The 23,110-nt window shown below is 59.8% G+C and carries 20 protein-coding genes; 9 read left to right on the forward strand and 11 right to left on the reverse strand.

What is annotated here, in order from left to right; translation table 11 throughout:
* The first annotated feature begins 245 nt into the window (after positions 1-245).
* The gene (locus ACFSYH_RS14700; protein ID WP_377468187.1) at positions 246-731 is read left to right on the forward strand and encodes a GyrI-like domain-containing protein; all 486 of its coding nucleotides are present in this window, start codon (positions 246-248) and stop codon (positions 729-731) included.
* Positions 732-768: 37 nt separating this feature from the next.
* Here the strand turns inward: ACFSYH_RS14700 and ACFSYH_RS14705 are convergent, their stop codons facing one another.
* On the reverse strand, positions 769-1,659 hold the full coding sequence (locus ACFSYH_RS14705) for a hypothetical protein (RefSeq protein WP_377468189.1): 891 nt from the start codon (positions 1,657-1,659) through the stop codon (positions 769-771).
* Complete coding sequence (locus ACFSYH_RS14710) at positions 1,656-2,258, reverse strand: hypothetical protein (RefSeq protein WP_377468191.1); 603 nt, start codon at positions 2,256-2,258, stop codon at positions 1,656-1,658. The genes ACFSYH_RS14705 and ACFSYH_RS14710 overlap by 4 nt, the downstream gene beginning before the upstream one ends.
* Before the next feature lie 419 nt (positions 2,259-2,677).
* Between ACFSYH_RS14710 and groL the strand changes: the two genes are divergently transcribed.
* Positions 2,678-4,309: a chaperonin GroEL gene (gene groL / locus ACFSYH_RS14715; protein WP_377468193.1), complete on the forward strand. Its 1,632-nt coding sequence runs from the start codon at positions 2,678-2,680 to the stop codon at positions 4,307-4,309.
* A gap of 152 nt (positions 4,310-4,461) precedes the next feature.
* On the opposite strand, the gene ACFSYH_RS14720 is transcribed toward groL, so the two are convergent.
* The 7 genes from ACFSYH_RS14720 to ACFSYH_RS14750 all read right to left on the reverse strand — a co-directional run bounded on the left by ACFSYH_RS14720 (position 4,462) and on the right by ACFSYH_RS14750 (position 13,503).
* Positions 4,462-4,752 (reverse strand): WXG100 family type VII secretion target, encoded by a 291-nt coding sequence (locus ACFSYH_RS14720; protein ID WP_377468195.1) that lies wholly within the window; start codon positions 4,750-4,752, stop codon positions 4,462-4,464.
* Between the two features lie 147 nt (positions 4,753-4,899).
* The gene (locus ACFSYH_RS14725; protein ID WP_377468197.1) at positions 4,900-5,667 is read right to left on the reverse strand and encodes an HD domain-containing protein; all 768 of its coding nucleotides are present in this window, start codon (positions 5,665-5,667) and stop codon (positions 4,900-4,902) included.
* A 158-nt stretch (positions 5,668-5,825) separates the two neighbouring features.
* A complete protein-coding gene (locus tag ACFSYH_RS14730; protein WP_377468199.1) occupies positions 5,826-7,301 on the reverse strand; it encodes a sensor histidine kinase in 1,476 nt (491 codons plus the stop codon).
* Between the two features lie 119 nt (positions 7,302-7,420).
* Entirely contained in the window at positions 7,421-8,158 is a 738-nt protein-coding gene (locus ACFSYH_RS14735; protein WP_377468201.1) for a response regulator transcription factor, read from the reverse strand.
* A 169-nt stretch (positions 8,159-8,327) separates the two neighbouring features.
* Entirely contained in the window at positions 8,328-8,912 is a 585-nt protein-coding gene (locus ACFSYH_RS14740; RefSeq protein ID WP_377468203.1) for an NYN domain-containing protein, read from the reverse strand.
* A gap of 305 nt (positions 8,913-9,217) precedes the next feature.
* Positions 9,218-10,873 (reverse strand): DNA repair helicase XPB, encoded by a 1,656-nt coding sequence (locus ACFSYH_RS14745; RefSeq protein WP_377468205.1) that lies wholly within the window; start codon positions 10,871-10,873, stop codon positions 9,218-9,220.
* Positions 10,874-11,055: 182 nt separating this feature from the next.
* A complete protein-coding gene (locus ACFSYH_RS14750) occupies positions 11,056-13,503 on the reverse strand; it encodes a helicase-associated domain-containing protein (RefSeq protein WP_377468207.1) in 2,448 nt (815 codons plus the stop codon).
* Between the two features lie 368 nt (positions 13,504-13,871).
* Between ACFSYH_RS14750 and ACFSYH_RS14755 the strand changes: the two genes are divergently transcribed.
* The 3 genes from ACFSYH_RS14755 (at position 13,872) to ACFSYH_RS14765 (ending at position 16,582) form a co-directional block, all read left to right on the forward strand.
* A complete protein-coding gene (locus ACFSYH_RS14755; protein WP_377468209.1) occupies positions 13,872-14,255 on the forward strand; it encodes a cold-shock protein in 384 nt (127 codons plus the stop codon).
* 8 nt (positions 14,256-14,263) lie between these two features.
* The gene (locus ACFSYH_RS14760; protein WP_377468211.1) at positions 14,264-15,487 is read left to right on the forward strand and encodes a DUF3027 domain-containing protein; all 1,224 of its coding nucleotides are present in this window, start codon (positions 14,264-14,266) and stop codon (positions 15,485-15,487) included.
* A 72-nt stretch (positions 15,488-15,559) separates the two neighbouring features.
* On the forward strand, positions 15,560-16,582 hold the full coding sequence (locus ACFSYH_RS14765; protein ID WP_377468213.1) for a hypothetical protein: 1,023 nt from the start codon (positions 15,560-15,562) through the stop codon (positions 16,580-16,582).
* 183 nt (positions 16,583-16,765) lie between these two features.
* Here the strand turns inward: ACFSYH_RS14765 and ACFSYH_RS14770 are convergent, their stop codons facing one another.
* Positions 16,766-17,962 carry an HDOD domain-containing protein gene (locus tag ACFSYH_RS14770; protein ID WP_377468215.1) on the reverse strand — a complete coding sequence of 399 codons (1,197 nt, stop codon included), beginning with the start codon at positions 17,960-17,962 and terminating at the stop codon, positions 16,766-16,768.
* A gap of 218 nt (positions 17,963-18,180) precedes the next feature.
* Positions 18,181-19,083 carry a sigma-70 family RNA polymerase sigma factor gene (locus tag ACFSYH_RS14775; protein ID WP_377468217.1) on the reverse strand — a complete coding sequence of 301 codons (903 nt, stop codon included), beginning with the start codon at positions 19,081-19,083 and terminating at the stop codon, positions 18,181-18,183.
* 386 nt (positions 19,084-19,469) lie between these two features.
* Here ACFSYH_RS14775 and flgN point away from each other — a divergent pair, with 386 nt between their 5' ends.
* From flgN to ACFSYH_RS14795, 4 genes are read left to right on the forward strand one after another with little or no spacing between them, the layout of a single operon-like run.
* On the forward strand, positions 19,470-19,952 hold the full coding sequence (flgN, locus tag ACFSYH_RS14780) for a flagellar export chaperone FlgN (protein ID WP_377468219.1): 483 nt from the start codon (positions 19,470-19,472) through the stop codon (positions 19,950-19,952).
* Positions 19,953-19,960: 8 nt separating this feature from the next.
* Positions 19,961-21,355, forward strand: a complete 1,395-nt coding sequence (gene flgK / locus ACFSYH_RS14785) for a flagellar hook-associated protein FlgK (protein WP_377468221.1) — start codon at positions 19,961-19,963, stop codon at positions 21,353-21,355.
* An 8-nt stretch (positions 21,356-21,363) separates the two neighbouring features.
* On the forward strand, positions 21,364-22,266 hold the full coding sequence (flgL, locus tag ACFSYH_RS14790) for a flagellar hook-associated protein FlgL (RefSeq protein WP_377468223.1): 903 nt from the start codon (positions 21,364-21,366) through the stop codon (positions 22,264-22,266).
* Positions 22,263-22,664, forward strand: a complete 402-nt coding sequence (locus tag ACFSYH_RS14795) for a flagellar assembly protein FliW (RefSeq protein ID WP_377468225.1) — start codon at positions 22,263-22,265, stop codon at positions 22,662-22,664. The genes flgL and ACFSYH_RS14795 overlap by 4 nt, the downstream gene beginning before the upstream one ends.
* The last annotated feature ends 446 nt before the right edge of the window (positions 22,665-23,110 follow it).

Below are 23,110 nucleotides of genomic sequence, written 5' to 3' on the forward strand. Positions count from 1 at the left end.
GGTCAAGAGTGCAATGAGCCACGATCATCAAGGAACAGCCAATACCAACCCTGCCAGCCAATCCCAGATCAGCCAAGAACAACTCTCACAGAGTGCATGGATACGCACTCTCCCTCAATCAGGGTGGTTTTCCGCGCACTCTCGTGTGTGGTCGGAGAACCAGAGTGCACTGGGCTGGATGCGGTTGCACATGTATCGGTCTCAGCATCTAATTGCGGTATCACCTAGACCAAAGGAACACAGCCATGAGTGAACTCAACCCAGCCGGTATCGGCGCACCTGAAGTGGTGGAACTCGACGATACCCACTTTGCTATGATCCGCGAGGCCGTCGCGTTCGACAAGATTGGTGAACTGTTCGACCGTGCATATCCGGCGCTTTACGGTTATCTGCCGGAGCACGGCATCGAAATCGCTGGACCGGCTGCGGGCCTGTCCTTTGGTGCACCCACAGACGTGATCGATTTGGGCGTGGCAGTACCTGTCGTTGCCCCCTTCGCCGCTGATGGAGACATCCAACTCTTCACGGTTCCGGCAACTCGAGCGGTACGAGTCAAAGTCCAGGGTCCATACGATCAACTGCCACAGGCATACAACCTGATCCGCGCCTGGACTGGCGAACAGGGCCACATCTGCCGCGGCGTCGCCTGGGAGCAGTATGTCAACGACCCGAGCACCATCAGCGATCCCGCTGAACTATTGAGCGAGGTGTTCTGGCCAATCGAGAACTAGCAGCCTGACTCCAGCAGAAACTCCCGGTATTCCTCTCTCAGCGGGCTGCTTGGAACCGGTTCACGGTACGACGCAACGCATACGGGATCTTCTCAAGGGGTAGGAACGCAAACCAGCACATGACGGTTGGGAGAAAGTGGATGCCAAGCGACAGGTAGGTTGCGAAGTGGAACAGGAAGAAGAACCCGACCGCGAGGTACAGCCAACGTCCACGAAGGAACAGCACAACGGGGGAGAGGACCTCCACGATGTACAGGCCCCACTGCGCACTCTTGAGGAGCCACGGATAGTTGAGGGTCCACGTGATGAGGTCAGAGCCACGGCGCATGAATGCCCACGTGAACACGGAGCTGTTCGGCCACGCGATAAAGGACCAGCCATTGCTCGCAATCTTTGAGAACACCGATCCGAAGTAGGTTGCGATGGTTGCAACCTGGACCATGCGTAGGGCCCAGCCAGCCGCCTGCGAAGATCGTTCGTCGTAGAAGCGCGCCCGCCCAACCGTCGGCAGCACCCACGTGGCGAGCACGAGTGCCATGTGATCGTGCTGAACGTAGGAGAAACCCTGGCTGTTCTCCAGCCATGCAAGGAACAGGACGGCAACCGCAAACCCGGATATGCGTGGCAGGTAGCCGGTCATCGCCACAATGCAGGCGATGATGATGGACCACTGGAGGAAAATCGCATACCCGACACTTGGTTCGGGGAAGGGGAGAACGCGTCCGATGAGGACGGGCTGATACAACTCGATCTGATAGCCGTGCGGGATCACATCGGTCAGGAACTTCAAGATGTCGACGATCACGAATGAGTAGACCAGCACCCGGAATACTGCCACTCGTGCGAGAGGGATGGTGGGGAGCCACCAGTTCGCGGTGGCGCGTACCCAGCGGCTCCCGCGCGAGGTTCCAACCTGCTGTGCGCTCATTTCGTCTCCTGCTGGTAGTTACCTGCTACGGTCCAGTTGGTGAGGATCTCCACGTCGCTCTCACCCGTGGGAATCCCATCCTTGATGTAGTGGGTGACGCGTTCAAGCCGCAGTTCCACGTACTGGGGTTTGTCGGGGTGCAGGCCGTGCCAGGATCTGGCGATCGCTTCAAGGATGCTCGGATCTTCGAGGATGCGGTCGAGTTGCCCTTCGAGTTCGGCACGCTGTACGCCGCTGCCCTTGACGGAGAGCGGTACGCGGACCTCTTCGCCGTCAGTGTTGATCGCCATGACACGCACCGCGCGAGTCGGTGCGTCCAGTGGTCTTCCGTAGGAGTACTGCGAGAGCGTGCCGAGCGGGAACCAGTCGTTTGTGTGGATGATCTGCCCTGCTGTCAGGATGCCGAACACCAGTAGGGTCGCGATGACCCGCCACGCTTTGCGTGCCGGATTCAAGGCCAGGATTGACGACGATTCCCCCGCTGTCTGATGTGGCTCACCAGTGCTGATGGTTGGGTTTACGGCGGTTTGCGCACCCTGTTGCTCAGCGTCAGCCGCGGATGGTTCGGGACTGTGTGGGTCTACGGATTTGTCACTCATGTTGTCACTAGGCACGAGACCATAAACTACCCGCTCAACAGGGAGTTGTGCGTCCACCTGTGGTTGGAATTGCTCACAGTACTTTTGGCTTGCCCGCAGATGGTCCTTAAGTCGATGGGGCTTTTGTGGTCCGTTGATGCGGGAAATATTCAGGTAGGCGGAACAAAAACGACCCATCGAACTTGCCATAGGCCTGCTTTGCCTTGCCCACAGCGAACATGAGTCAGATCCGCTCAATCCTTCTTGCACTCGCGCGGTGAGAGTGCCAGAATTGTGATTAGCACTCTCAAGGTCTGAGTGACAATTCTTCGGTTGAGATGAGGAGTCAGGTGCCGGCAGTGACGTGAACTGCTTGGGACCGCTCCGTTCGTCGCGGACATCGCAACCACCACCAGCCACAAGTGGAGGAAAATCCCAAAATGGCAAAGCTCATTGCTTTTAACGAGGAAGCTCGTCGCGGAATGGAGCGGGGTCTTAACACCCTCGCTGACACCGTGAAGGTCACCCTTGGTCCAAAGGGTCGTAACGTCGTGCTCGACAAGAAGTGGGGCGCACCTACGATCACCAACGATGGTGTCTCCATCGCCAAGGAAATCGAACTCGAAGAGCCATTCGAGAAGATCGGCGCCGAGCTCGTCAAGGAAGTCGCAAAGAAGACTGACGACGTAGCCGGTGACGGCACCACCACCGCAACCGTGCTCGCACAGGCACTCGTACGCGAGGGTCTTCGCAACGTTGCCGCAGGTTCAAACCCAATCGCGCTCAAGCGTGGTATCGAAGCTGCAGTTGAAGCCGTTACCTCCGAACTGCACACCGCAGCAAAGGAAATCGAAACCAAGGAAGAGATCGCTGCAACCGCCGCAATCTCCGCTGGTGACCGCCAGATCGGTGAACTGATCGCTGAAGCCCTCGACAAGGTCGGCAAGGAAGGCGTCATCACCGTTGAGGAGTCCAACACCTTTGGACTCGAACTCGAACTCACCGAGGGTATGCGTTTCGACAAGGGCTTCCTTGCACGCTACTTCGAGACCGACCCAGAGCGCCAGGAAGCAGTCCTTGAGGACCCATACATCCTGCTCGTAGAGTCCAAGATCTCCAACGTCAAGGACCTCCTGCCACTGCTCGACCAGGTCATGAAGCAGGGTCGTTCCCTCCTCATCATCGCTGAGGACGTCGAGGGTGAAGCACTTGCAACCCTCGTTCTGAACAAGATCCGTGGAACCTTCAAGTCCGTTGCCGTCAAGGCTCCAGGCTTCGGCGACCGCCGCAAGGCGATCCTCCAGGACATCGCGATCCTCACCGGTGGACAGGTCATCTCCGAGACCGTCGGCCTCAAGCTTGAGACCGCAACCCTCGACCTCCTCGGTTCGGCACGTAAGGTCGTTGTCACCAAGGACGAGACCACCATCGTCGAGGGTGCAGGCGACGCAGACCAGCTCGCTGGCCGTGTCAAGCAGATCCGCTCCGAGATCGAGAAGTCGGACTCCGACTACGACCGCGAGAAGCTGCAGGAACGCCTCGCAAAGCTCGCCGGTGGTGTGGCAGTCATCAAGGCTGGCGCAGCAACCGAGGTTGAGCTCAAGGAACGTAAGCACCGCATCGAAGACGCAGTGCGTAACGCCAAGGCAGCAGTCGAAGAGGGTATCGTCGCCGGTGGTGGCGTTGCACTCATCCAGGCTGGCGCGAAGGCATTCGAGACCTCGGCACTGACCGAACTGGAAGGCGACGAGGCAACCGGTGCGGCAATCGTCCGTGCGGCAATCGACGCTCCGCTCAAGCAGATCGCGATCAACGCTGGCCTCGAAGGCGGAGTTGTCGCTGAGAAGGTACGTTCGCTCCCATCCGGTCAGGGCCTCAACGCCGCAACCGGTGTGTACGAGGACCTTCTCGCTGCTGGCGTCAACGACCCAGTCAAGGTGACTCGTTCCGCACTGCAGAACGCTGCCTCGATCGCTGCTCTCTTCCTGACCACCGAGGCAATCGTTGCTGACAAGCCTGAGAAGGCCCCAGCGCTGCCAGAAGGCGGCGGAATGGGAGACATGGGCTTCTAATCGAAGTCTCTCTCCAAGTGGTAGGTAACTCCACCGACCGTGACTGAGTCCGGGCGTTAGACGCGCTCAAGGCTTGGAACCACGTACACAAGGGTTGTGGCCCAGACATCAACTGTCTGGGCCACAACCCTTTTCCGTGTCTTCTGAGCTGACTAGCGACGGAACATGCTCCGGATGTTCGCCTCAGCCTCTGCATAGTGGCTAGCCGTGGCATCGAGAGACTGCTTGATCGATTCAAGCGATTGTTCGACCTGACCCTGCGTTGCATGCCACTGGGCGGCGACATCGGCGAACTGTGCGGCGGCCTCACCTGTCCAACTACTCTGAAGTGCGCGTAGATTGGCCATCATCGTGTTGACCTCTGCGCGGATTGAATCGATGGAACGGCGGACATTGTTGGATGTGGAGGCGACCTGGGCGGTATCGACTGCGAAGGTGGACATGTGTACTCCTGTGGTTGGCTGATCGGGTGGAACGCATCAACCCTAGGAAGCGGAGGGAAATCCTGCCGGAGGCCCGATCAAGACAGTGGATAGCCTGCCGTCCCCACCGTGTATGCAGGGGTGTGGAAACAAGCCGATCCAGAAGAATCAGCTTTGTGGTGGCGCAGTGGGCTCAGAAGAAAGCCCGGTCAGTTCCGCAATGGTGGCCTCGGGGCTGTCGGTGAGCGAACGAAGCTCCTTGGACAGTCGGGCCTGCTCCCACTCAAGGTTCTGCCGCGCGGCGTCATCCCAGGCTGATGCGGCGGCAGTCGAAAACAGTTGTGGGCGTCCCAACAGACGGGTCACAATACGCAGGCGAGCCCGCACAAAATCCTCGGCTGGAATGTGCGCGTACTCGGCACGAATGGCCTTGGTGTAAAGGCTGTACCGCTGTGGATCGCTCTTGAGCACTGCAAGGTCAGCGTCAACCAGAACTGAACAGTCAGAGTCCTTCTTCACAGCCTTGTGACGCACAAGCGCCGTGACCATCCGCGCAACCTTCTCAACCTGTTCTTCAGGAACTCCGAGACCCAGAAGTTGTTCGCGGGCGAGCGCGGCACTCGCGACCTCATCCTCGCCGGCAGCATTCGCATACGCGAGCTTGGACTCCGCCGAGAACACCGCACCGTGATACCACGCGGCAAGGCGCACCAGGTTCGGGTCAGTGGCCTCCTCCGCCAACTCATCAACGTGCGTGAGTACGTCCACCAGGTGCTTCAGCCCGTGGTAGGTGCGGTTTGGCTGTGCCCACCGATCCAATAGATCACGGCACACGGAAACAAGCTCAGGTTCGTTTGCCTGGGCACCGGCTGCCTGGCAACTACGAATCCAAGACGACAACAACCACTGCGGAGCACTCGCAGTATCTGTAAACATCGAGACCTTCTCACGACATGACTGTGGCCAAGCCATTCTGACCGTCGAGTAAGCCCGACACAACACAGGTTGTTTCAGGCCCGATGAGTAATCGTAGCCGCATAATCGGCTGGATGCATCAGACCCAGTTCACGCCGAAGTGTGCGTGTCCTCAACGTTCAAGAATCCTCCGGCTGTGGAGGGGCCGCTGGAAGAACCACACGCACGGTCAACCCGCCGCCAGGGGTCTCGTCAACGGAGATCAACCCATCGTGCGCATGAATGATCGCGGCGACAATCGCCAGTCCAAGGCCTGAGCCGCCAGACTTGCGGTTACGCGAGGAGTCCACCCGATAGAACCGCTCGAAGATCCGCTCCACATGGTCTGGATCGACACCTGGTCCGTGATCCCGGAACTCCACGACAACCATGGAACGCCCCGTATCGTCGGCAATCGAGCCAAGGGCAACCTCAACCGGCGTGCCCTGCGGGGTGTGCCGGGAAATATTGCCCACCAGGTTTGCAAAAACCTGACGCAAGCGGTCCTCATCACCGATGACCTCGGTCGCGGTGGTTGGAACCTCACACTCAACCAGCCGAACGGAACGCGAGGGGTCGAGCGCATGGAGGTCGCTCGTGGCATCAAGTGCCAGTACTGCCAGATCAACGTGCTCACGCCGCAGTTCGCGGCCCTCGTCAAGACGCGCAAGGTGTAGTAGGTCGTCAACGAGCGTTGCCATGCGAGTCGCGGAATCCTCAATACGGCGCATCGTGTCGTCAAGGGCATCTTGAGACTCCAACGCGCCCATCCGGTACAACTCGCCGTACCCGCGGATCGTGGCCAGCGGGGTGCGCAACTCATGCGATGCGTCCGACACGAACCGACGCATCCGCTGCTCCGAACGTTCCCGCTCCACAAACGCGGCCTCAAGTTGCGTCAACATCGAGTTCAGAGACTGCGCCAAACTGCCAATCTCCGTGCCCCGAGGCGACTGCGGCACACGTTGTGTGAGGTCCCCATTCGCGATCTCGGCGGCGGTCTGCTCGATGCGGGTGAGTGGGCGCAGCGAACGGATAACCGCCACCAACCCGACCACGCCACCGGTCGCGGTAATAAACATCGCGGAGATGAGCAGCGCACGCTGAATCTGATGGATGAGCATCCGGGACTCGGTCAGCGGCAACGCGATATACACGTATCCGTTGCGGTCCGGGTATCTGCGGTCCGTGACCTCTCGAACCAAGACCCGCCATTGCGTGTGCCCGTTGAAGGAAATCGTTGTGAATGGGCTGCGAAACACATCGTCCTCGTAGCCTTGCAGGTCCGACGGGATGTATTGGGTCAGGTCAGGGGTGCCATGCTCGGCGTTGGTGTCGGGGGTGTACCAGGGGTGAATCTTGTTTGGCGTGGTCGTGCGGAACGCCATGTAGTAGTCGCTGGGGAGCAGGTAGTCGCTATCTGCCTGGTCCGTTTCAGACTGGGTACCCTCAACGAGTACCCGCAGGGCGATGGACGAGTAGGTGTTCCACAGGTCGTCATCCACCTGTTTAATTAGGCTCGATTGCAGCAGCGTTGCCGTCAACACCGACGCAATAAGCAAACCCGCAAACAACACGGACATGATGAGCAGCGATAGTTTGGTGCTCAAACGCATGCGCGCAAAAAACGAGCGTACAGGCCCCAACTTGTGTAACTCGGTGTCCTTAGAGAACACGAAACCGTCGGGGCGATAACTTGCGCCGCCTGAAGGCTCCGACTCAGGTGCTTTCACACTTACTTACCGGTCGGTTTACGCAGCAGATAACCGATGCCGCGCTTGGTCGCGATCAACGGTTCCACAGTGGTGCCATCCGGCAACTTGACGTTGTCGATCTTGCGGCGCAGGTAAGAGATATAAGACTCGACGATGTTGGCATCTCCACCCCAGTCGTAGTCCCACACGTGATCGAGGATCTGGGCCTTGGAGAGCACACGACCTGGGTTGAGCATGAGGTAGCGCAGGAGCTTGAACTCGGTGGGGGACAGGTCGATGAGGACCCCTGCACGTTTGACCTCGTGTGAGTCCTCATCCATCTCGATGTCCGCGAACCGCAGTACGGCGTCGTCCTCTTCGACCTTGTGGGTGCGGCGCAGTACGGCGCGGATGCGAGCCACGACCTCCTCAAGACTGAATGGCTTGGTCACGTAGTCGTCCCCGCCGACAGTCAGACCGGTGATCTTGTCCGCGGTGTCGTCCTTGGCGGTCAGGAACAGAACCGGCACGTACTGGCCGCGCTCACGCAGGCGGCGGGTGACGGCGAAACCATCCAAATCGGGGAGCATGACGTCCAACACCACGAGGTCGGGTTCGGTGTTGGTGACCAACTCGATCGCGCTTGCCCCGTCTTCCGCTGCGAAGACCTCGAAGCCCGCAAAGCGCAGTGATGTCGCAAGCAGTTCCCGAATGTTTGGTTCGTCATCGACAACGACGAGTCGTGCCTCGACTCCAGCCTTGTTTTCCGCGTTTCCCATACAACAAGGATGCACCTATTTGCTGAGAGACGCCTGTGTGATCACTGCACAGGGTAACGAGGCGCGAGTGGCTGCTGGGCATATTAAAACCGCAAGGTCGCGGCCTTGCTGCCTCAAAAGCAGACGGCCCGCCTCATGGGTGTGAGACGGGCCGTCAATATGGATGAAACTACAGGTAGCGCATGGGGTCGAAGTCGTGAATTGGGATAATCCGTACGCGCGGCAGAAGGGTGTTGAAGGCACTCACTGAATCCTCAAGGTCGAAGAACACAAGTCCCTTTTCCTCAAGTGCGGCCATCTGTGCGTTCACGAACTCGCGGAAGCAGAGCAGTCCGACACGGTGTCCTCGGTCAAGTAGTTCCTCGACCTGCGGGATGAAGTCACCGTCGTGGCTTGCGAGCAGCACGTCAGCCTCAGGCTCGTTGTGTGCGATTGCTTCGAGGGTGCGCTGGATACCCATGTCCACGACCTTCTCGTGGGAAGCGCCGGACAGTGGGATCGGGCGGTAGTTCATGGCGAGCAGTGCCTGCACAAACGGCATGGGCATCTGACCGGACGATGCGTTCAGGAAGAACAGCGAACTAACCTGCTGTCCCCAGACTTCGTTGGCGAACTCGCCAATCCGGTCCCAGCGTGGGCGTTCGTCCGGGTTGGGCCGGTGTCCGAGCACGTTGAGGCCGAGCGTTGCATCAATGTTCTCCCCGTCCACGAGGAGATAAGTACGGGCAGTAGCCCGCGAAAAATCATTAGACATGCTCCAACTGTATGCGCTCGCAGGAGGGAATCTCCTTAACCGTGCGGTGGCGGGTGGGTAAAATCCTGCGGTTGTTACGGACAAAGTAGTGAAGTGGAGTGTAGGGGTGTCGCGGAGCAGAACCCTACCGGAACGAGAATGAATGCAGTTCGTAACGAATAAGCGGCTGCTTGGCGACGAGTCCCCACGCTGGCTTGTCGGCTCACCTCTCGGTGCCTGCTGGAAACCGATGGGCTGAAAAAGGTCCGGGTGCACCTATTTTTTAGGTGCACCCGGACCTTTTTCAGCCCTTTGAGTTGGAGGGGTCAGATGTCTTCGGCATCCACGATCGAGTAGGCGTATCCCTGTTCGGCGAGGAACCGTTGCCGGTGCGCGGCGAAGTCCTGATCCACGGTGTCCCGGGTGACCACGGTGTAGAAGTGGGCGGTGCGTCCGTCCTGTTTAGGTCGCATGACCCTGCCTAGACGTTGTGCTTCTTCCTGCCTGGACCCAAAGGACCCGGAAACCTGGATGGCCACGGATGCCTCGGGGAGGTCGATGGAGAAGTTGGCGACCTTCGACACAACCAGCTTTGACACCTCACCGACCCGGAACGCCTCATACAGTCGCTGGCGTTCCTTGACCGGAGTCTGCCCGGTGATGACCTCGGCCTCTATCGCTGAAGCCAGTTCGTCCAACTGGTCAAGATACTGCCCGATCACCAGGGTGGGTTCGCCCTCGTGCTTGGCCACCAGTGCCTGGACAACCTCAACCTTGCCGGGGGCGCAGGCTGCGAGGCGGTACTTGTCCTCCTGCTCGGCCACGGCGTAGAGCATCCGGTCCGAGTCGGGCAGGGTCAGGCGCACCTCCTGGCAGACTGCGGGAGCAATGTATCCCTGTGCTTCGATGTCCTTCCACGGTGCGTCATACCGTTTGGGGCCGATCAGGGAGAACACCTCATCTTCCCGCCCGTCCTCACGGACCAGGGTAGCGGTGAGCCCCAGGCGCCGCCTGGCCTGAAGGTCCGCGGTCATGCGGAAGATTGGCGCGGGGAGGAGATGGACCTCGTCGTAGATGACGAGTCCCCAGTCGCGTGCGTCCAACAGTTCGAGGTGCGTGTAGGTTCCCTTGCGGCGGGTGGTGAGCACCTGGTAGGTCGCGATGGTGATGGGCCGGATTTCCTTGCGCGTCCCGGAGTATTCTCCGATCTCGTCCTCGGTGAGGGAGGTGCGGCGCACGAGTTCGTCGCGCCACTGGCGGGCGGACACGGAGTTGGTCACGAGGATCAGCGCGGTTGTGGAGGACTTGGCGAGAGCGCCAGCACCAACGATGGTCTTTCCCGCGCCACAGGGCAGTACGACAACGCCGGAGCCGCCGTCCCAGAAGTTCTCAACGGCTTGGTTCTGGTATTCGCGCATCTGCCACGGCGCGTTGTTACGTGCTTTGTCAACTGGGGAGATCTCGATGGGGTGCTTCTCGCCGTTCACGTATCCGGCGAGGTCTTCTGCGGGCCAGCCCAGTTTGATGAGTGCCTGCTTGAGGTTGCCGCGTTCGGAGCGGTGCACGATCACGGACCGTTCATCGATCCGCTCTCCGACGAGTCCCGTGGTCCGCTTGGACTTGAGCACCTCGGCGAGCACGGCAGGATCGGTCGTGGTGAGGAGCAGCCCGTGTGCAGGGTCGGACACGAGTTGCAGGCGCCCATACCGCGACATCGTTTCTTCAACGTCGACCAAGATCGAATGCGGCACCGGATAGCGCGAATAGTTGATGAGCACGTTGATCACGGTCTCGGCGTCCAGCCCGGCAGCGCGGGCATTCCACAGGCCAAGGGGCGTGAGCCGATAGGTGTGTACGTGTTCCGGCGCGCGTTCGAGTTCCGCGAACGGTGCGATGGCGCGGCGGGCCGCGGTGGCCTGTTCGTGGTCGATTTCGAGCAGGAGTGACTTGTCGCTTTGCACGATGAGCGGGCCGTTTGGCAAGAGCTTGTCTCCGTTAGTGGGGATGGTGGTTGGTCGGTGCGGCTTTTTGTGTCCGAGTACCCCGGTTTTTTCTGGGTATGTGGACTATTTTTTCCCCATCGGTTCGATGGGGTGGATATGCGGGATATAGGGGGCGGGAGCGTCGGGCGAAGAACTGGTAGTCAAGACAGGGGTGGGAGCGGCTAGAGCGGGGTGACAGCCGCGATCCGGTGGATAGCGATGGTCAGTTCAGATTCGCGTTCGGGGTCAAGCGCGCGCAACCGCCCGGATTCGAGCAGTAGCGGCTTGAGGGTGCGGTGGGTGAGTTGTCCGCGGGAGTCGGCCATTGCGACGTCGACGACCAGGGCTTTGGAGATCGCCTCGCGCAGATTGACGACGATAACTCCAGTTTCCTCTTCCGCGTCCGGCCCCACGGGTGGCGGGGTTGTGGCGTTGCCCGCGCCACGTGGACCCTGTCCTTCAACGACAGGGGAATCGGAATTATTCCGTCCAGCCACCTCCACAGCGATGCCATCCAACGGCCAGATCACGTCTGCCGGTGAGGCGCCGGATGGACTGGCGCTCGCGGAACCAGAGGCGAGTGAGGCTCCACGGATCGAGGCGACGAGTTCGGCGGTTGCCCCAGACATGACTGAGGGCACGCTGCGTCGCCCAGGCAGTGCGGTACGCACATCTTTGAGCGCCAGCTCCCCGCCGAAGGTGCTGGCCACGCCGGACTGAGCGTCATGGATGGCTTGAACGCGTCGATCTGCGAGACGCACGCGTTCACTTTGGCGGTCAGCAGCAACGATCTGTCCGTCTGGCCCCTCAATCGCTGGAGCAAGACCGGCCTCACGCAGGATGGACAGCACGGCGGAAACGGGTGCGCTTGCCCCAAGGATTGTTGGGGCAATGGGGAACAACCCAACCGAAGCGGCTGTGGGAAGCGCCAGGACGGCCTGAGCCGTGGACTCGTCGGCAAGCCTGATGTAACTGGACAGGGCGCCAACCCGGATTTGCCCGTGTCTGCGGGCGACATCGGAGATCAGGTACAGCAATGGTTGTGGTAGTTCGGTGACGGAGAAGGCCGCCAGATCCTCGATCAACTCGTTCGCGCCGAACCCGGAGTCGAAGGCGCGGGTGATGGAGTCGGGCGTGAACCGGACGGTGAGTGCCCCACCGCGCGATTCCACGATCGAACTGGCCTCCAACAGAGATTCGAGCGCGGTGGATGGTCGCCCAGGAACCATGCCCGTGAGGTCCCCCTGGATGAAGATCTCGCTGACCGGTTCGGGCAGTGCAAACTCAAGTGCGTGCGCCAACCCGCCATCCTCGGCGCCGGGCAGGAGTGCGCCAGCGCCGGTCAACCCCAGGAACGCGGCTTCGGCCAAGATGCCCGTGACCGCCGCACGGTTCACCGAGATGCGCGGGGCATACCAGTGCAGTTGCTCGCAGATCAGATCGTGCGTGAGCGGTACGAGCGGGTGCTGCTTGAGGATACCCAATACGTTCGCGCGCAGATGCGTGACCCATGATCCGTGCAGTTCGGGGTGGAGTGGGCTGTACGTGGTGCCCTTGTCGCCCAACTCCCCAATCTGCCAGGTAGGGCGCGCGGAGGCGAGCCAACCCTGCACCAGCAGCGACCACCTGTGCGGCAGGTCTTGTTCGATCCACCAGTCTGCCTGGGTGGTCGGCGCAAAATCGCGGGCGGAATCGTCCGAACAGCGCACCAATCGGGCCATGAACGCAAACTCGGCAACAAGCGTGGCGTCCTCGGCGGAGACGTCGAGCTCGTTGGCCAGCCGCTTGACCTCGCGCACGGGCAATCCGCCGTTACGCAGCGAATGCGCGGGCTCGCGTTCCCACACCGAGATCAACTCGGCAACAAGGCGCACGGCCTCGGTTGCCGCGCGGCTGGCCTCACTCTGTACCGACTCGGGAGTCAGAGTTACCGGGGCATCAGCGAGCGGCGGTTGCGTCATGCCTCGATGCGTGCGCCCACCGCGCAGCGCAAACGCAGTCTGGCGGGGCAGATACACGTGCGAGTCATCGAGAAGTTCGAGGTAGCCGTTCCGCAGCAGCCAGCGCAGCGACTCGTTCGCGGCAGGCTCGTTCGGTTGAGGGATCACGGACAGCAGGTTGCGGGCCACCCGCGCCACGGGCGGCCCCCAAAGGAGTGTGTCGAGCACGCTCTGTGCGCGCTCGGGTGCGTGGGCAGGGAGCGGCCCGGTAGCCACGCCGTTTGCAGACAGCGGGCCAAAGCCCGCCGGGAAACGGTCCAGTACGTCCTCAAGGGAGGGCGCCAGAATTAGCGACGAGCCCTCGCGCCAGACCAGCGCCGCGAGTTCCAGCGTGGTCAACTCCGCGACCACCTGCTCATCAGGCTGGGAGGTGCCGGTAATTGTGTGACTGACCGACTCGTCGGAAATCTCGATACCCAAGGAACCAAGCAGTACCGCTGCCTCGAGCACCTGCAGGGTGCGTGCATCGCAGGTGGCCAAGAATCTCTGGGTGCTCGTTGCATTCGAGGCTCGCGCGGCAAGTGAGGCAAGGTTTCCGGGAGAGGGATTGGCTAAATCTGGGCGCAACACAAAAAGCGCGCCCAACTGTTCATCGCTGCGCTGCACAAACGAATCCACGTAACTGCCCATCCTTGCAAGTTTACGCGGACTTGGGCAGCCAGTGTCGGCAAACTCGAGTGGTTCCACCCGCTCCGCCCGCGTGTATGCCCGTGAACTCAGCTTTACCAGCATGCACGCGAGTACTCGTCCTTTGGCACCTTCTCCCGCGAACTCAGGCATTTGCCCACGAACTCAGCCCTGTGCGACCTGAGTTCGTGGGTAAATACCTGAGTTCGATGAAAGTTGGAGATGAGGGTTGAGGTTGCGCTCTAAGCCCAACATGGCGCTACCCAAGGCAATAAATTACTCAAAGGATCAACCGCAAAGGTATCCTTGAAGTTCCACAGACTTTATCCGCGCGCCCAAAAGCGCGGAACCGACGAGTACACGAGGTAAAAGTGCCCACCGGCAAGGTCAAGTTCTTTGACGCAGACAAAGGTTTTGGTTTCATCGCAACGGATGATGGCAACCAGGTCTTCCTGCATGCATCCGCGCTCCCAGAAGGCGCGCCGACACCCAAACAGGGTGCGCGCGTCGAATTCGGTGTAGCCGACGGACGTAAGGGCCCTCAGGCCCTCGCAGTGAAATACCTCGACCCACTACCGTCTGTTGCCCGTGCGCACCGCCGCCCCGCAGAGGAAATGGCCGTGGTCATCGAGGACGTCATCAAGCTCCTCGACGGCGCGGGCAACCAACTGCGCTCCGGACGCTACCCAGACAAGAACTCGGGAACAAAGATCGCAACCGTCCTGCGTGCAATCGCGGACCAACTCGAGGCGTAAACAACAACATGAGCATTGCACCCGCAAAGTCACCACGTACGGCACGTATCAAACCCGATGCAGTGTTGGCTGGGGCAGTCGAACTGGCAAAGAGCGCTGCTGTCGCAGATGCAGAGCACCCCAGCCACGTCGGCGAACACCTTGGCGTCCACATGGTGGCCGAGCGGCTCGCAGCGCATACCTTTGCGTGCACCATGCGCGGATACGTCGGGTGGCAGTGGACCGTCACCCTCGCGCGCGTGCCCCGTGGTCGCATCGCAACCGTCTGCGAAGTGCACCTGCTTCCCACCGCCGAAGCCATCCTGGCTCCTGAATGGCTGCCGTGGTCGCAGCGCCTCCAGCCCGGGGACATCGGCCCCGGCGACGTCCTCCCATTCACGCAGGACGATCCACGCCTCGTCGAGGGCTACAAGCCCACCGGAAACGAGGAAGAAGATCAGGTGGCCATCGAGGAGCTTGCGCTCGCTCGCGCCCGCATCCTGTCCGAGACCGGACGTGATGAGGCAGCGAGGCGTTGGTACGAGGGATCGCAGGGGCCGCGCTCGCAGGGCTCACTACAGTCGGCTGCCTCGTGTGGCTCGTGTGGATTCTTGGTGCCATTGCAGGGCGCACTCGGTCAGGTCTTTGGCGTATGCGCAAACGCTTGGTCTCCAGACGACGGCAAGGTTGTCGCCCTTGGACACGGCTGTGGTGGACACTCGGAAACCGATGTCCCACACCGTGCATCCGATTGGCCGGACAACAACCCCATCATTGACGAGACCTCTCTCGAGTCCGTGACAGTTGAACAATTGGCGGCGCTGCCACCGCTGGAGAAGCCTTCTCGCGCGGATGATCGTGCAGATGTGGACGCACCTTCAGACACCAGTGAGACTGAAGCCGCCGCCCAGGATGAAACCGGTTCGAAGGACATCGAAACCGCTGATGCGGTTGCAGCCAGTGTGAAAGCACCGAGCGTTGTCGATGGATCCGCCCACGACATCGGTGAGGCGCTGTTCGAACTCCAGGATGAAGAGGCATCCGTTGCCACAGCGGACGGTGACACGTCAGACCAGGACAAGCAGGAAGGATCTGTCTCCGGACAGGCTGTAGAGCAGACCGAAGATGCGTCTGCGACCCTTGAGCTGGAACTGCCATCCCCGATCGCGGGAGCACAGAGGCCCGAACGCGGCGAAGCCCTCGCCACGCTTGACCTCATCGCTCAGTCCCTCCCGCAGCGTGACAATGGCTAATACCTAAAGAACTGCTTAATTCTGCCGATAATAAGAGGAATAGTGCCCGCACTTTAACCCTATGAGGCAGGAATGGACTCCAACAGCACTCATCAGGTAGCGGCGGAGACGGCTGGAGGATCCGGCTCAACCGTCATCACGATCCCGCGATGGATCGAAGTAAAGGACCGGCGTCCCGGCGCTGAACGCTTCGATCCCTCCCGCTCCCGCTACTACGTAGTCAGCCCGAAGTTGGGCGTGCAAGACGCCACGACGCTTGCTCACGTGCACACCCAGCGCGAACGACTGGAAAAGGCATATCTGACGCTGGAACAGGCGCAAACGCCAGTTCTGCTCGTGACGGTTGCCCTACTGATCTACTTTGTCATCCAGGAATTCAGTTACTGGACTCTGCTGATACCCGCTGTCATCTTCATCGGGCATCAGTTCATGTACCAGGACGCAGCAAACGATCTACGCAAGCCCCTTGACGTCAACGCCCTCGAGGAACATGCCGAGACCCGAATGTTTCATCGGATCTCGGTCAATGAGTTCCAGGCAGTCAATCGTCTCGCTCAGGGAAGTGACAGGAAAGCAGTCGAGGCGCATCAGTTGCTCTGGCGTGCCTATGAGCTCTCCGCCCTGTATCTACGCACACAGGACGACTTTCAAAAACTCACACAACGCGGCGAGCTGACCGCACAGGAAGTCGACTCGATCCACGCGAAACTCGCCGCACTCCACGCACTCGTCAGGGACGCTCACAACGCGCTCAGCGCAGCCCTCAACCCGAGGAAACGGGCACTTCCAGTGGGGCGCGACGCTCTTGTCGAACTCATCCAGAAAGTCGACAGCGCCTTGCACGAGGGAATCGACATGCTGGGCCCACGCCTTGACGAGGTGAACGCCCGCGTTGCCGAGGCGAAGCAGAAACGCGAGGCTGCGGGGCAGCCAACCGGATCGTCGCCAAGCAGTGACACCATGCCGACAGCCGTGCCGCAGATCGGTCGCACGTCGAGTGGGCAGCCTATCGACAGCGTATATATGGCACACGAGGCCAAGATCTTCGAGACCGCTTACACCACGGACCAGAGCCTCACCGGAGAGACCGCGTAGGTCTCCTCGTACTCGCGCATCCTGTGAGTGTTTTGGCTTCAGCCTGAGCCCAACCGATGCGCACACCACGACAAAAGTGGCGGTTCCTCTCGAAAGAGGAACCGCCACTTCCTGTTGACGCGGGTGTCGTGAGCACAGTGCGTCAACCGCTGCCGCGAAGAGCCGCCAATACGGCGGCGAGTCTCAGGCGGCAGAAACTGAATGCAGCAACTTCAGATACTCGTATGTGGTCGGTAGGGCACGGAAATAGGCGTCCGCGATGTCGACAGGGTCCCAACCGTGGCGGATCACCTCAGGGATGTCAGCACGCTCGTAGGCGCGAACGGCATCGATCAGGGCACCCAGATCACCCACACCCGAAGACAGTGCAAGGGACACCTCGAACGATACGCCGGCACGAATGGCCATGGACTCCGAGGCCTCACCAACCTCTTCTGCAAGTGCTGACAGCAGCCCCGCAGTGTAGGCGGCCTCGGCATTGTTGGCCAAGGTTCGGCAGACTGAAGCACGGGTCAGCACAGACCACATCGTGTGCGGATCGGACAGGCGTGCCGAGATCATCGAGGTCATGACCAGCGATGAGATACGCTGCGCGCCAAGATACACGATCGCGTGGGTTAGTGAGTCAATGCGTTGCGAAGACCCGATTGCGGCCGAGTTGGCGAGGTGCAGGACTCGGATGGTCATCTCCGGGTCAAGGCTGAGAACAGCGGAGACCTCCGCGAGATTCGCATTGGGCTCACTCAGCAGTCGGAGCGCCTCAAGGCACTGGGCCTCACCTGGAGCGAGTGGGTGCTGTTGTGAACGACGGCCATAGTACATCGGGCCGAGATACGCCTCGCCCAAATCAACATTTCCATCGAAGAAGGAGCGTGGAGCATCAGCAACAAGGATCTTAAAACCTTTGGAGCGTAGGTTCTCGACAGTGGCCGACACCAGGTTTTTGCGCGCTGAGAGCACAGCCCATTCGGCGCCCGTGGAGCCTGTCGTGTGAGCGCCGATGCCGCCGTCAGGCAGATCATCCACGATGATCTCAAGGTTCGCATCGTGGATAGCCTGGGCATATGAAGGCCAGTTTTCCTGCGAGAGGATCGAGATGGGGATGAAAAGTCCCTTGAGGTTCGCGATGTCCTCCAGCAGGTAGAGGTTCTCGAGTACCTTCTCGTTGACCCACAGGTAGATGGGTAGCCCCATCGTCAGCGACTCGAAGTCCGTGTCAGCGTAGGTTTGCGCAAGCGCGGTGCCGATTTCCTCCGCGATGACGTCGGCTCTCGATGCATCCAGGTCCAAGATCAACGGTGAGAAAGCATACGCCTTCCATTCCGCTTTGACTGAGTGAATGACCAAGCGTTTCAGCGCAAGAGGGGGTTCGAAAGCCATATGCGTCTAACTTCTCTTCAAGATGTGGACGAACCGAAGGTGTGGGGTTCGGTCGGGAGCGGGTGGCGTCCTGATTGCCTTATCGTCCCTTGCCTCCGGTGTATTAGTTCCTTCGTGGATAACTATGTGGTGGAGGGAATAGAAGCCCATATGAGACGAGCGCCCCTGCCAGTTGGTTTCTGGTAGGGGCGCTCGTGGTGGGCTGAGGGACCAAAAGACTAGGCAGTTAGCGAGTTCAGGTGCTGGTACCGTTCGCCGTTGCGTGCTGCAAGAGCCATTGACTCCACGGAGGCAACCTCGTTGAGGATTGCGCGGCGTCCGGCAACAACCGCGCGCTTGGAAGCCTCTACTCGATCACCGATCTCGGCGAAGTACTTCTCGCGGCGGCGAGCTACAACGCCTTCCTTTGCTGCTGGTTCGAGCTGTTCAGGGTTGAGGTGTGCGTTCATGCCGTCGCGGAGAAGCACCATGGCCTCAGCGCGAAGTTGTGAGACACGGGACTGGGTGACGCCCAGTTCCTCTGCAACCTCGGTGACCGAACGGTCTGCGAAGAAGACCTGTTCGACCACGTAGCGGAGGCGCTCAGGCAGGGCCTCAACCGCGCAGCGCAGGTAGTCGCGCTTTTCTTTGTTCAGTGCCGCACGCTCTGGGCCCTCTTCGGTGGTGTGAACCATCTCGGCGAGGGAACCGTCGTAGGCCTCGAAGGAGAGGATGCGGGTGCTTGCCTGGTCACGGGCGTGATCAACCTCGGCCACATCTACGCCGAGTGCTGCTGCCATCTCCTCGCGCTTGGGTGCGCGGGCCAACTGGGCGGTCATTTGGTCGTAGGTCTGGTTGTATTCGCGGATGCGCTTGCGGGCTCCACGCGATGCCCAGTCCATGGACCGTAATTCGTCTACTAGCGCACCCTTGATGCGGATGGCAGCAAAACGATTGAAGGGGACTCCCGATTCCTCGGAGTATGCACTCGCCGCTTGTACAAGCGCGAGATAACCGGCGGATGCCAGATCGTCTCGTGTGACATGCGCCGGTACTCGCATGAGCATCTCCGAGACGTGGTAACCCACCGTGTGCAAGTGCGCTTCAACCAAAGCGCGGGCACGGTTTGTTAATTCGCTCATGAAAGTTAGAGTTCCACACACTCTTCACATTTTCTAGTCTCTTCAACCGCAAACTTTCCGAGTCTTCCGGACACCCCTAGCGCGAGGCAATGGGGAGAAGTCCCCAACCTGCAGAATCGGGCGGTTTTGCATCACTGAGGAACAAAATGTGAAGTGGGTCACATTTTGAAATCGTGTGATGTTTTCTTATCGTTCGAGTTGTTTTCCCTAGTCGCAGGATCTTTGTCTAGGTGAAAACCTTCCATGTGTAAAGAAATTCACCCGTGATCAGGGTGTGTACTGCCAAATGCCCCATAACTCTCATGCACGATTATGGCTAGCCGATAGGTCGGTAGACTCGATAACAACCGTCGAAGTCGGTAGATGAGGAACTGGAGTCAGAGCCGATGAGCTTTCAAGCGTTGAACAGCGTTCTATGGAGTGAGCGTCAACTGTTTGAATTGCTTCTTTTCAAACTCGAAGAGGAGCAGCTTCTCTTGGCCGCGGGTAAGTCCCGCTGGCTCCCACACTCGACCCGCGAAGTTGAGAACGTACTTGAACAGATCAAGGACATGGACCTTGCCCGTTCGATGGAGTCGGATGCGGTTGCCGCAGAACTTGGTCTGCCGGACAACTCCCCACTTTCCACCATCGCAGAAACGGCACCGGAACCGTGGAACGACCTGTTCGCATCCCACCGTGCCGCATTCGTCAGTCTTACCGCTGAGATCGAGGCGTTGGTATCCACCAACCGTGAACTCCTGACCACCTCCCAGAAGGCAACCCAGGAGACCCTTCTCAATCTTCAGCGCGATGACTCGACCTATAACGAGTCTGGAACCACCACGAATGGTGAAGCGCAGCCTCGACTCCTCGACCAAAGCTTGTAAAGGACATCATGAGCACCTTCTCTGGCCTTTCCACGGCGCTTTCCTCGCTCAACGCACAGCGCATAGCGATGGAGGTAACCGGACAGAACATCGCGAACGCCAACACAGTGGGCTATACGCGCCAGCGTGCGGAACTGGCATCGGTCGGTGCTGGACAAACAGCTTCGCTGTTCTCAGAGGGTTCCAAGATCGGTAACGGCGTCAAGGTCACCGACGTGAGCCGACTAGGGGACATCTTCCTTGACGCGCGCGTACGCGCTACCACCTCGTCGGCTGCTTTCCTGGCCGCCCGCGCCGATGTGTACACCCGCCTTGAGTCCGCCGTAAGTGAGCCCTCCGACACAGGGATCGCAAGTGCACTGTCTGAGATGTGGTCAGCCTGGCAGGATGTGGCCAAGGCGCCACAGACCCTTGCCACCAAGCAGGTGCTGCTGGAGCAGTCCAAGCATGTGAGTGCGTCGATCTCCGCTGGATACTCGGCAATCGAAACCCAGTGGTCCCAGGTCCGCACTGAAGCGGCAGCACGCGTCTCTGACGTGAATGCCCTAGCCGATGGAGTGGCCGAACTCAACGGACAGATCCGCCAGATCCTTGTGTCTGACGGAAACGCAAACGAGCTCATTGACCAGCGCAATCAACTCATCACGCAACTGTCAAACCTCGCTGGTGCCACCGTTCGTTTCCAGGAGAACGGAACTGCTGACGTCTACGTCGGTGGAAACCCGCTCGTAACCGCGGATCGTGCACAGCACATGAAGATCGCAGGCTCAACCGATCTTGCTGGCGTACTCGCCGGAAATGCCCCTGTGCAAATCGTGTGGGAGCGTGCCGGCGAACCTGTTGTCACCTTTGATGGCGGTGAGATTCAGGGAAAGCTGTCCGCGCTCGCGCCAGTGGGCCAGGGAGGCATCCTCACCGAGGCCGCTGAGCAGTACAACGAGCTTGCCCGCCAGATCGCCAGCCAGATCAACGGTGTGCTCGGCTCAGAAGGGCCACTGTTCGCTATCGGAACCGACCCGGCGGCGCGCAACCTTGAAGTTGTCATCACCAACCCGGCAGACGTCCCCTCGGCTACACCAGGTATGGGGGAGTACGACGGGTCGCTCGCGGACGCGGTGAGTCAACTGGCCAATGCAGAGAACGGACCAAGTCAACTCTTCCAGACCTTCGTGGTTGGACTCGGCGTGTCGGCCAAGGCGACCTACAACTCGGCGATTGTTGCTGAATCAGCGCGTGCAACCGCTCAAAACCTTCAAATTGCGGCAACGTCGGTCGATATTGATGAAGAGACGGTAAACCTGCTGACCTACCAACGTGGCTACCAAGCAGCATCCCGTGTCATGACAGCCATCGATGAAATGCTCGATACGCTCATTAACCGAACCGGAGTTGTAGGCCGATGATCTCACGTGTGACGCACCAGTCGACACAGCGCAGTGTGCTATCGAACATGCAGCAGAACCTTGCTGCGATGGCGCGTCTGCAGGAGCAGGCTTCGTCCGGACGGGTCATTCAACGTACCTCGGATGACCCCGCCAAGGCGTCTGATGCCCTGTCACTTCGTCGGGAACAGGCGCAATCGGCTCAGTACAAGCGCAATGCCGAGGACGGACTGGCCTGGTTGAACAACATCGACACAGCTTTGAACACGACATCGTCGCTGCTGCGTCGCGCGCGTGACCTGGTTGTTCGCGCGTCGAACGACGGCACGATGAACGAGCAGACCCGTGAGGCCATTGCAGCAGAACTTGACGGCATCAAGGAAAGTCTCCTGGGGCAGGCAAACACCAAGTACCTCGGACGTAATCTGTTCGCGGGTACGTCAGGTTCTGACACCGCATTTGACACCACGACCTACGGTTTCAACGGACACGCCGGCTCGAGTGTTGAACGCCGTACCGCCGATGACGTCACGATTCGAGTTGACTCTGACGGTGGAGCCGTCTTCGGCACCAGCGCAACCTACGATCCAGCAGATCCCGGCGCATATTCGGTGTTCAGCATGATTGATGACCTGGCAGCAGACATCCGCGCAGGCAACAACCCGCAGGACTACCTGAATCGCATCGATGAGCGTGTAAACGTCGTTCTCACGCAGGTGGCCAAGGTCGGTGCAAGCACAAACCAGATCGAACGTTCCGCGGAATCGCTCGGACACAAGGTGAACACCCTGAAGAACGACATCGCGGGCATCGAGAACATTGATCTTGCAGAGACTCTCATTGAGTTGCAGATGCAAGAGGTTGCTTACCAGTCATCGCTGAACGCGGCATCACGCGTGCTTCAGCCTTCACTTTTGGACTACCTACGATGAGTGCGGTACTAGACATGAAGCGTTCCGACTTCAATACGAGCGTCACCTTCGTCCAACCACTGGTTGGTTTTGGAGGATACTCGGATTTTGCGCTCGAACCTCTTGACGAGTCGGGCGTGCTATTTTCTTTGAGTGCTGTGCACGAGACGGGACCACACATGTTCCTTCTCGACCCGGCACCGTTTTTCCCACAGTATGTGCCTGTGGCTGATGCGTCAGTTGCGGACATTCTGGGAACCGACACACCACGTGTGCTGGTTATCGTTACCCCTGGTAGCGATGCGAGCGAGCACACGGCCAACCTGTTGGCTCCGGTGCTTGTCAATCCGGAGACGGGTGCAGCTATGCAGGCGGTTCTCGAGGATGACTCGTGGCCACTGCGTGCTCCGTTCAACTGAGGTCCGTTGTGTGATGCTCCGGTAGGCGTCACACTGGTCCCGGTCGTTCGAAAGACACTTGAGTCTCCATACTGCGGAACCTGAAAATTCAGGCTGGTTGCGCAGTGACAGTTTAATTTGCTCACATGCGTTGGGGCCCATCTGCTTAGTGCAGATGGGCCCCAACGTTTGTGGTGTGTGGTGCGCGATTGTGGCGATTGGCGACGATTCGGTTGCGTTTGTGGCTGCCGGGTTGGTTTGGCTAGGACGCAGGTTCGCGGTACGGCATAATGCGGGACTTGTGCCTTGAACCAGCCGATGAGAGGCACCAGAGGTGAGGCGTGACCGGTGGTGTGAAACTTCCAGTTGATTTTCCTCATGGAGTATTGGCCGAGACCGATAGGTTGCGTGAAGCCGTTCCACGGATGGATCGGCGGTTGGCCCATTTATTCATGGAGGATTCACAA

It is taken from the genome of Populibacterium corticicola (genome assembly GCF_042683685.1).
Classification (GTDB): domain Bacteria; phylum Actinomycetota; class Actinomycetes; order Actinomycetales; family Cellulomonadaceae; genus Timonella; species Timonella corticicola.